This is a genomic window from Chryseobacterium ginsengisoli (genome assembly GCF_039542325.1).
Taxonomy (GTDB): domain Bacteria; phylum Bacteroidota; class Bacteroidia; order Flavobacteriales; family Weeksellaceae; genus Chryseobacterium; species Chryseobacterium ginsengisoli.
Map to the genome: position 1 here is coordinate 873,681 of NZ_BAABHX010000002.1, position 9,398 is coordinate 883,078.

11 protein-coding genes are annotated in these 9,398 nt (G+C 31.4%); 3 read left to right on the top strand and 8 right to left on the bottom strand.

Annotated features, from left to right (window positions below):
* Positions 1–76 precede the first annotated feature (76 nt).
* On the top strand, positions 77–1,384 hold the full coding sequence (locus tag ABD940_RS08985; RefSeq protein WP_345202589.1) for a DEAD/DEAH box helicase: 1,308 nt from the start codon (positions 77–79) through the stop codon (positions 1,382–1,384).
* Between the two features lie 138 nt (positions 1,385–1,522).
* Here the strand turns inward: ABD940_RS08985 and ABD940_RS08990 are convergent, their stop codons facing one another.
* Entirely contained in the window at positions 1,523–2,416 is an 894-nt protein-coding gene (locus tag ABD940_RS08990; protein ID WP_345202591.1) for an SMP-30/gluconolactonase/LRE family protein, read from the bottom strand.
* A gap of 267 nt (positions 2,417–2,683) precedes the next feature.
* On the opposite strand from ABD940_RS08990, the gene ccoG reads away from it, so the two are divergent.
* The gene (ccoG, locus tag ABD940_RS08995; protein ID WP_345202593.1) at positions 2,684–4,126 is read left to right on the top strand and encodes a cytochrome c oxidase accessory protein CcoG; all 1,443 of its coding nucleotides are present in this window, start codon (positions 2,684–2,686) and stop codon (positions 4,124–4,126) included.
* A gap of 2 nt (positions 4,127–4,128) precedes the next feature.
* Here ccoG and ABD940_RS09000 read toward each other — a convergent pair whose 3' ends face one another.
* The gene (locus ABD940_RS09000) at positions 4,129–5,031 is read right to left on the bottom strand and encodes an AraC family transcriptional regulator (protein WP_345202595.1); all 903 of its coding nucleotides are present in this window, start codon (positions 5,029–5,031) and stop codon (positions 4,129–4,131) included.
* A 141-nt stretch (positions 5,032–5,172) separates the two neighbouring features.
* Here ABD940_RS09000 and ABD940_RS09005 point away from each other — a divergent pair, with 141 nt between their 5' ends.
* Positions 5,173–5,517 (top strand): MerR family transcriptional regulator, encoded by a 345-nt coding sequence (locus ABD940_RS09005; RefSeq protein WP_345202597.1) that lies wholly within the window; start codon positions 5,173–5,175, stop codon positions 5,515–5,517.
* A gap of 117 nt (positions 5,518–5,634) precedes the next feature.
* On the opposite strand, the gene ABD940_RS09010 is transcribed toward ABD940_RS09005, so the two are convergent.
* The 6 genes from ABD940_RS09010 to ABD940_RS09035 form a co-directional block, all read right to left on the bottom strand.
* Positions 5,635–6,438 (bottom strand): peptidase associated/transthyretin-like domain-containing protein, encoded by an 804-nt coding sequence (locus tag ABD940_RS09010; protein ID WP_345202599.1) that lies wholly within the window; start codon positions 6,436–6,438, stop codon positions 5,635–5,637.
* Positions 6,438–6,998 carry a DUF6705 family protein gene (locus ABD940_RS09015; RefSeq protein WP_345202601.1) on the bottom strand — a complete coding sequence of 187 codons (561 nt, stop codon included), beginning with the start codon at positions 6,996–6,998 and terminating at the stop codon, positions 6,438–6,440. Before ABD940_RS09015 ends, ABD940_RS09010 begins: the two co-directional genes overlap by 1 nt.
* Positions 6,998–7,573, bottom strand: a complete 576-nt coding sequence (locus ABD940_RS09020; RefSeq protein WP_345202604.1) for a DUF6705 family protein — start codon at positions 7,571–7,573, stop codon at positions 6,998–7,000. The genes ABD940_RS09015 and ABD940_RS09020 overlap by 1 nt, the downstream gene beginning before the upstream one ends.
* Positions 7,574–7,615: 42 nt before the next feature.
* Entirely contained in the window at positions 7,616–8,197 is a 582-nt protein-coding gene (locus ABD940_RS09025; protein WP_345202606.1) for a DUF6705 family protein, read from the bottom strand.
* Positions 8,198–8,239: 42 nt separating this feature from the next.
* Positions 8,240–8,821: a DUF6705 family protein gene (locus ABD940_RS09030; protein WP_345202609.1), complete on the bottom strand. Its 582-nt coding sequence runs from the start codon at positions 8,819–8,821 to the stop codon at positions 8,240–8,242.
* 2 nt (positions 8,822–8,823) lie between these two features.
* Positions 8,824–9,398 (bottom strand): hypothetical protein (locus tag ABD940_RS09035; protein ID WP_345202612.1); only part of this gene is annotated, 575 nt, incomplete at its 5' end.

Sequence of the window (9,398 nt, forward strand, 5' to 3'; positions counted from 1 at the left end):
CCCGATTATAATTACAAACCATTTTTTCAAAAAATTACAAACCAACAACCATCAACTAATTTATTACCTTTGCACCATGGAATTAGAATCAATTTATCAAAAACTGCAGATTCAGGACATGAATCAGATGCAGAAATCCACATATAAGGCTACTGAAAACAATCAGGATGTTGTTTTGCTCTCTCCTACCGGTTCAGGAAAAACTCTAGCTTTTTTATTTCCAGTTCTCCGAAATCTGAAAAAAGATGCTTCAGGAATTCAGACTTTAATTTTGGTTCCGGCAAGAGAATTGGCATTGCAGATTGAGCAGGTTTTCAAATCAATGGGAACAGATTTTAAAGTTTCCGTTTGTTATGGAGGTCATGATAAAAAAATTGAAGTTAATAATTTAATTGAAGCTCCCGCAGTTTTGATTGGAACTCCGGGAAGAGTTGTTTATCATTTAAGAAATAATAATTTTGACCCTAAAGCTATTCAGACTTTGGTTTTGGATGAGTTTGACAAGGCTTTGGAACTTGGTTTCCATGAAGATATGGAATTTATTTCCAATTCTTTAAAAGGGCTTTCCCAACGAATTTTAACTTCTGCAACAGCAATGGATGAAATTCCAAAGTTTACAGGATTAAAAAATGAAAAGCTTGTTGATTTCCTAAAATTAAGTGAAGTAAAACCGGACATTCAGTTGCGAAAAGTGATGACAATTTCTGAGGAAAAATTAGATACTTTATTTAATTTGATCTGTAAAATCGGGAATAAAAGAACTTTAATTTTCTGCAATCACCGTGAAGCGGTTGACCGTATTTCTGACCTTTTAGCTGAAAAAGGAATCGACAGGGAAACTTTCCATGGCGGAATGGAACAGGACGAAAGAGAACGCGCATTATTGAAATTCAGGAATGATTCTGCGAGAATTTTAATCACAACAGATTTGGCTTCAAGAGGTTTAGACGTTCCGGAAGTTGAATCGATCGTTCATTATCAATTGCCTCCAAAAGAAGATGCTTTTATTCACAGAAACGGTCGTACCGCGAGAATGAACGCGAAAGGTTTTGCTTATTTGATCATGACTGCGGAAGAAAATTTTCCTTTCATTAAAAATAATACTCCGGAAGAAAGTGTCGTAGGATTCACCAAAGTTCCTGAAAAAACACCTTTCCAAACCATTTACATCAGCGCCGGAAAAAAAGATAAGGTAAATAAAGTTGATATTGTGGGCTATTTACTGAAAAAAGGTGAGCTTCAAAAAGAAGAACTTGGTTTAATTGAAGTAAAGGACACCACTTCTTACGTTGCAGTTTCAAGAAATAAAGTGAGTTCCGTTTTGAGAAAACTTGCCAATGAAAAATTGAAAGGCAAGAAAGTTAAGATGGAAGTAGCTTATTAAGCTGATTTATTAATAAACAAAAAATTGTCATTGCGAACCGAAGGTGAAGCAATCTCAAAAATACAAATTAGGGTTTGTAAATTAATTGAGATTGCTTCGTCGTTTCACTCCTCGCAATGACATTTTTGTGAGTAAATATTATCTCACTCCCTTCACCTTCGTCGGTAAAGTATAAACCGATTTCGAAGCGGTGATGAATAAAGTTTCATTATTTTTCCCTCCGAAAGTTACATTTGAAGTCCATTCTTCTTCAATCGGAATATGATACATTTTCATTCCTTTTCTGTTAAAAATATGAACACCTTTTCCTGTTAAATACAGGTTTCCGTGTTTATCAAGCGTCATTCCGTCTGAACCCATTTCGCAGAAAAGTCTTTTTTCAGATAATTTTCCTTCACCAAGAACATCGTAAACATACGTTTTTCCCGCGTCAATATCTGAAACATACAACTTTTTAAATTTTTCGCTTCCTACAATTCCGTTGGGCTGGGTAAAAGTATCTAGTTTTGAAATTTTTCCTTCTTTATTTCTGTAATACAAACTTTTGTGCGGAATTTCTTCTTTAAAATTCACCCAATAATCTCTTTTGTACAAAGGATCGGTGAAATACATTCCTCCAAATTCATCATTCCAGACATCATTTGGTCCGTTCAGTCTTTTTCCTTCAAAATCCTTCAAAAGAACCTGAACTTTTTTATCTTTTGAAATTTTCCAGATTTCACCGTTGTCATCGGAACATGTGATCAGATTATCATCTTTATCGAAATGTGTTCCGTTTGCTCTTCCGGTTTTATTCAAAAATTCAACTACCTGATTGGTTTTCCAATCCCAATAATAAATTTTATCATTCGGCTGATCTGTAAAATATACATTTCCTTCCTTATCCGAAGACGGTCCTTCCGTAAAACTAAATTTATCCGAAACTTTCTCCGGTTTTACTCCATCATAAAACATCTTACTATAATTTACTGATTTGCAATTTACTAATACTAAAACCAAACCAACTAAACTTATTTTAAATATATTTTTCATGCTACATTATTTAAGATGCACAATTTACAACTTGTCGCAAAAGATTCAAAGATTATTTTCTCATTTTGAAACAATAAAACAAATTACAAAAATGTCCCAATTGTACTATTTAAGAAGTAGATAATATTAGTATTAAAATTGTTTAATTCAGAGCTTTGTACAGCATTAAAATCTTAAAATAATTTTAATACAACATCATTAAAAATGAGAATTTAAATCAAAATTAATTTAATTCTTATTAAAAATCTCAATTAAAACTCTAAGACGATGAGCATACAATCCGACAATTTTCAGGCTCCGGAACTCGATTATGAAGACTTCAGAAATTCAGTAGGAACAATGGATGAAGCCGGAAAAAGAAAATGGGTCTATCCCCGAAAACCAAAGGGAAAATATACCAATTACAGAAATTATGTAAGCAATTTCCTTCTCTTATTATTTTTCGGATTACCTTTCATTAAAATCAACAATAATCCTTTTTTACTTTTTAATGTCATTGACAGAAAATTTTTCATTCTCGGACAGCCGTTTTATTTGCAGGATTTTTTTATTTTGGCTTTGGGAGCTGTAACTTCTGTGATTTTCGTCATGCTTTTTACCGTTGTTTTCGGAAGAATTTTCTGTGGCTGGCTTTGTCCGCAAACGATTTTTATGGAAAATGTTTTCAGAAAAGTTGAATACTGGATCGAAGGCGACAGAAATAAACAAATGAAACTCGACCGACAGGAATGGAATTCAGAAAAAATCACAAAAAGATTGACAAAATGGTCTGTTTTCGTATTAATTTCTGTCATCATCACGAATTTTATGTTCATGTACATTGTTGGTTATGAAGAGGTTTTCAAAATAATAACAGAAGGACCGGTTGATAATTCTTTAAAGTTCTTAGGAATGATCGGTTTTGCTATCATGTTCTATTTTACTTTTGCATGGCTTCGTGAGCAGGTTTGTACGCTTATCTGTCCATACGGAAGACTTCAGGGAGTGTTGATCGATAAACAAACGATTAATGTACATTATGATTTTAAAAGAGGAGAAGGTCGTTCAAAATGGAGAAACAACGAAGACAGAAAAGCTGTAGGAAAAGGTGATTGTATAGATTGTCATCAATGTGTTGTTGTTTGCCCGACAGGAATTGATATCAGAAACGGGCAGCAATTGGAATGTGTAAATTGTACAGCCTGTATCGATGCGTGTGATGAAGTGATGGAAAAAATCGGTCTTCCAAAAGGATTAATTCGTTATGCAACAGAATCTGAGATTGAAAATCAGGAGAAATTCAGGTTTACTTCTAAAATGAAAGCCACAACTGTGATTTTAGCTTTATTAATCGGTTTTTTAGGATTCTTAATGTATGACAGAGGTTCAATGGAAGCAAAATTCATCAAACCTGCAGGATCAACTTTTTTCATCAAAAACGGAAAAATAACGAATACTTTTATCTATACCCTTCTGAATAAATCAAACGAACAGAAAAAATTAACCATAAAAGTCATTAGTCCTAAAAATGCAGAAATCGATTTCTTTGGTTCGGATAAAATTATTCTGAAAGGTGACCAGATTTTAAAAGGAAATATCAATATTACTTTCCCGGAAAAAGAGATCAAATTTTCAAAACAAAATATGACCATCGGCGTTTTTGACGAAAAAGGAAATATGGTAGATTCTTTTGAAACCATCTTTGAGGGACCGTTCCAATTGTCGTTTTAAATTTAAGATTTATACATTTTAATAAATTGCGTGGGAGTCATGCCTGAAGTTTTTCGGAAGACTCTCACAAAATAGGAATATTCTTCGTAACCCAGCCGGAAAGCAATTTCAACCAAACTTTCGTCGAGATACATCAACATTCGTTTGGCTTCCAGAACTACCCTTTCCGTAATTACATCCGTTGCCGTTTTCTGAACGACAGTCTGAGTAATCCGGTTTAAATGTTTGGAGGAAATATTTAACAAAGATGCGTAAAATGCAATAGATTTTTCAGTGGTAAAATGTTCTTCTACCAACGTTTCAAATTCCTGATAATGCTTAAAATATGAAAGACTCGCCGAAGAAGCCAAATTCTCGAAATCTCTGGAAAACTGCCTCGTTGAATTAATAAAAATCTGTGACATCAAAGAAAGCATCAATCCGTTTTTCATAATATTTTGAGATTGATATTCTTCCTGTAGTTGCAGCATTAAGTGGATATTTTCATCTAATTCATTATTATTCAGTTGAAGTTTTCGGGGAAAATTGACCGACCCGAAAAACGGAAAATTTCTCAGTTTCTGATTCACATAATGCAATTCGTAAAAATCCTGCAGACAAAAGAAAAGATAGCCTTCAATATTATCCGAAAGTTCCCAGCTGTGAATCTGTCCGGGAGACATAAAAAATAAACTTCCCGGCAAAACATCATATTTCTGGAAATCGATCTCATGAATTCCGCTTCCTTTTGTAAAGAGAATTGTAGCATAAAAGTCGTGACGATGGGCTTTTTCGAGATGACGATGACCAACAATCAAATGATTCTGCACCGTACTGAAATAAAAATCCGAAGTATTTTTACCTTTTTGAAAAAGATCAATATGAAGTACAGAAATAGAATCCACGACAATTTTTATTTTATCCAAAATTAATGAAAACAAAAATACTTTTCTCAGAATTAAAAATGACTTTCATCCCTGATTTACAAAGTAAAAATCAAATTTTCATCCCTTGTATTTTTGATGAAATTTAAAAAATATTTATCTTTGAAAATTACGATTCTAAAAATGAAAATAAATTTACCCGATAAACTGTATTATTCTATAGGAGAAGTGGCAAAAGCTTTTGATGTAAACACTTCATTAATACGTTATTGGGAACAGGAATTCCCCATCATCAAGCCCAAAAAGAACAAAAAAGGCAACAGATATTTCACTCCGGAAGACATCAAAAATCTTCAAATTATTTATCATTTGGTGAAAGAAAAAGGCTACACGCTCGATGGAGCCAAAATTGCGTTGACAACAAACAGCAAAATATCTGAAACCATTACTTTGATCGATAGACTGGAATTTGTGAAAGCTGAATTGTTGAAATTGAAGGATTCTTTGACGGAGAAAGATGAGGAATAATTATAGCTTCCTTTCCATGTTCCTATATATTTTTGTAATGAATTATGGATATCTTTCATATAAGTAAAATTAAGACAATCATAATTCTACATTGCGCATCCTCTTATAATAAGATTCTTAATTTGAATATAATAAATTAAGGTTATTTATGTGCCGTTTTTTGGCAATAATTTTTGCTGGTGAATTTTGAAAAGAAAATGTTAAGTAGTTAGAATTCTCTTTTTTTAGTTTTGAAAACTTTCTCTTACTAACATGTTTTCCATTAAAATAATAAAGATCAGGTTCGTTTGTTACAGAAACATCCCCAATTAATGTGTAATAATTTGGAGAAACATTATAAGTATCTCTTCTTAATAAACTTTCTTGCGAGACTATAATTTTTTCATTCTTAAAGTAGTTAAGAGTATCATTAGTCTTTTCAGCCAACTTTACTATCTTAGTAAAATCAATATATAAAACATTTTTCTCGCTTACAAATTTTTTAGGTATTTTAAGTGAAAAATCTCCATTTTTATTTGTTATTGCTTTTATATATTTTTTTAAATGAATAAAATAAACTTCTGCATTAGGAATTGGATTTTTTGTTATCTTATTTAATAATGTTCCTGAGAAATTAATTGAGGTATCTTGATATGATGATCCTATAATATTTTCTGAAATTTTTTGAGACTGTGCATGTACAAATTCTCCGCCAGCTATTAAAATAAAACTCGCTGTAAGAAAAGTTTTTATGCGGTTTTTATCCAAAATTTTTCCGCATACAGGTGTTTTGCTGTGGGTTATATAGCGTTCAATTTCATAATCATTTGAATTAGAAAAATCAATTATATTTTTAGCACACTTATCACAAAATTTCCCTCCAGGAATATCTTTCATATTATCCCATATTTCAGGACAGGGATTATTTATTTTTATTTTCATTATTGTTTTGTTAAATAAATTCTCTGTTTCTGAGGAATAGTAGATACAAAAGTGCTTGGACATTCGCCATTTGTAATGTCATAATCCAAAAGATAGATAAAGCTCATTTTCGTAAGATCTGTTATATTCATATTTAAATAGATTGTACCTCTGTTGATACAACTCGTTACAGCAGGACCTGAAAATTGCATCATATATGATTGTAAATCATCTGAATAATTTAGTCCTCTAAATTTTGTTTTTGTGTCATCAATTTCATCAATAGTATTGTATAATATCTGATTATTACTGTCTAAGATTTTTATTCTCCCGACTAATAGGTCATCTTTTATATAATTACCTTGAAATTCTTTTTTTATAAATTTTATTTCATAAACTTTTCCATTAAGATTTCCCTTCCATGTCCCCAAATATTTTTGTAAAGAATTATTAACATCTTTAGCATAAGTAAAGTGAGGGCAGTTAGGATTGATATGACATTGTGCAGCCTCTTCTAAAGAAACCGTTTGTGCTTTGCATGATATAAAAGAAGTGATAAGTATTAATAATAAATATTTCATTATTGTTTAGTCAGATAGATTCTCTGTTTCTGAGGAATGGTAGATACAAAAGTGCTTGGACATTCGCCATTTGTAATGTCATAACTTAGAAGATAAATAAAACTCATCTTAGTGGGATCGGTTGTATTAATACTTAAATATACTGTTCCTCTATTGATACACCCCTCAGTACCTGGTCCCGAAAAATGCATCAAATAATACTGCAAATCGCCAGTATAGTTAAGTCCTCCAAAATTTGTTTTTTCATCATCTGTTTCATTAAATGTGTTATAAAGAATATTGCTATTGGCATCTGTAATTCTCAATCTTCCTTTTAAAACATCTCTTTTATCTCCCATCATTTCAAAAAGACCTTTATTAAATTTCAATTCATAAATTTTGCCGCTAAGAGTTCCTTTCCACGTTCCAACATATTTATTTAAAGAATTATTGATATCTTTTGCATATATATAATTAGGACAATTAGGGTCATTATCACATTGTGCAGCTTCTTCTAATGAAACAGTCTGAGCATTACATGAAATGAAGAAAGTTGTTAAAATAAATAAAGCTGTAAATAAATGTAGTGTTTTCATAGTTGCAAAAAGGCTATAGTTTTCGCTACAGCCTAAGTTATTTTACTGCTTTATCAGATAATAAAAGCCTCCCGGAATTACAGGATTACAATCTTGTGGTTGTTCAAATGGTTTTCTTTTATCGATTTGTATTGCGGGTTGTCCGTTTAATGTTAAAGTTCTTATATTCATATGGCTAATACAACCATTTTCTATTATAGATGTTTTTAACCTAACATTGTCAGACGTATATTGATGAAAAGGGTTAAGCCGTGATGTATCTCCAAGTCGATCTCCAAATATTGGATAATTTATGGGATGTGTTTGGGAACTGTTAATCTCATTTAAGGTGTTTATGATTTCTATCCCATTTTTCTTATACTGAAAACTACCAATGATACAATCTTCAAAATATTGCCACACAGGAAACTTTATTTTCTTTATCATTACTATTTTTATGTAAGATGTTCCATCATCATAAACCCAAGTTCCCACATAAGGATTAAGCTTATCTCCAATATCTTTATAATAAGTATTAGGAGTATTTATTGGATTACTGTTATTATGTAAATCAACAATTGTTTGACAGGATATAAATCCTGATAAAAAAATAAATAAAGCTGTAATTAAATGTAGTGTTTTCATATTTGCAAAAAGGCTATAGTTTTCACTACAGCCTAAATTATTTTACTGCTTTATCAGATAATAAAAACCTCCAGGAATTACAGGTGCACAAGCTTGTCCCATTTCTAAGGTTTTGAATTTATCAATCTGTATGGCAGATTGCCCGTTTAATGTTAAAGTCCTCACATTTAAATCGCTATAACAATCATTCTCTTTGAAAGAGAAATTAATTCTTTTATTATCAGATGTATATTCATGGAAAGGATTAAGTCTTGATGTATCTCCAAATCTATTTCCCCATATTAAATAATCTCTTGGATCTGATAGATTGGTATTAAGAGTATTAAGAGTATTAATAATATCGATACCATTTTTTTTATACTGAAATGCTCCGATAAGATAATCTTCATAATGAGTCCATACTGTTGCTTTTATTTTTTTTACAATCACTATTTTTATATAAGAAGTACCATCGTCATAAACCCAAGTTCCCACATAAGGATTAAGCTTATCTCCAATATCTTTATAATAAGTATTAGGAGTGTTAATAGGATAGCTATGGTCATGTAAATCCACAATTGTTTGACAGGATATAAATCCTGATAAAAAAATAAATAAAGCTGTAAATATTTGTATTCTTTTCATAATTATTCGCAAGGTATTTCGGTTATAGTATTTCCATCGGTGGTTAGTTTCATCCATTTATTTGTAGTTTTGTCAAATCTATAAAGACTTAATCCAAAATTACCATATTTCTGTAAAAATTTCTTTTCTAATTCGGAGGGGTTATTATTTAGTCCGCTATAATATTCATCATCTTCTTTCATCAATATTTTCTTTTTGTCATCCTCTGTTTTGCCAACTAAATCAGGACGGTTATACAGATCTTCAAGTTTTGTATTGAGCTCATCTTTATTATCTGTCGCAATAGCATATAGATTGGCTGTAGTATAATCAGTCGGGCTTTGAGGATTAGCACAGACAGTAATGTTGTACGCAACAGCACTTACAGGGAATATATCTCTTTGACAGATACTCAGCCATTTAATGTCTCCTAAAGAAGGTATTCTTACCCCATCCATTGGATGATTGTGCGCATTTCCTTTTATAAATTCTCCTGTTGCTGCTACAGAACTGAATGAATCTCCCTCTCGCAAATTTGTTGTATAATCATAGTTTTGCGTTATATCATTATATTTTCTCTCAATTTCCTGAGTAAATT

Coding starts and splice junctions, on each gene's coding strand:
- ABD940_RS08990 (WP_345202591.1), bottom strand. CDS start 2,416: ATGAAAAATATATTTAAAATAAGTTTAGTTGGTTTGGTTTTAGTATTA.
- ABD940_RS09010 (WP_345202599.1), bottom strand. CDS start 6,438: ATGAAAATAAAAATAAATAATCCCTGTCCTGAAATATGGGATAATATG.
- ABD940_RS08985 (WP_345202589.1), top strand. CDS start 77: ATGGAATTAGAATCAATTTATCAAAAACTGCAGATTCAGGACATGAAT.
- ABD940_RS09025 (WP_345202606.1), bottom strand. CDS start 8,197: ATGAAAACACTACATTTAATTACAGCTTTATTTATTTTTTTATCAGGA.
- ABD940_RS09005 (WP_345202597.1), top strand. CDS start 5,173: ATGAAAATAAATTTACCCGATAAACTGTATTATTCTATAGGAGAAGTG.
- ABD940_RS09020 (WP_345202604.1), bottom strand. CDS start 7,573: ATGAAAACACTACATTTATTTACAGCTTTATTTATTTTAACAACTTTC.
- ABD940_RS09015 (WP_345202601.1), bottom strand. CDS start 6,998: ATGAAATATTTATTATTAATACTTATCACTTCTTTTATATCATGCAAA.
- ABD940_RS09030 (WP_345202609.1), bottom strand. CDS start 8,821: ATGAAAAGAATACAAATATTTACAGCTTTATTTATTTTTTTATCAGGA.
- ccoG (WP_345202593.1), top strand. CDS start 2,684: ATGAGCATACAATCCGACAATTTTCAGGCTCCGGAACTCGATTATGAA.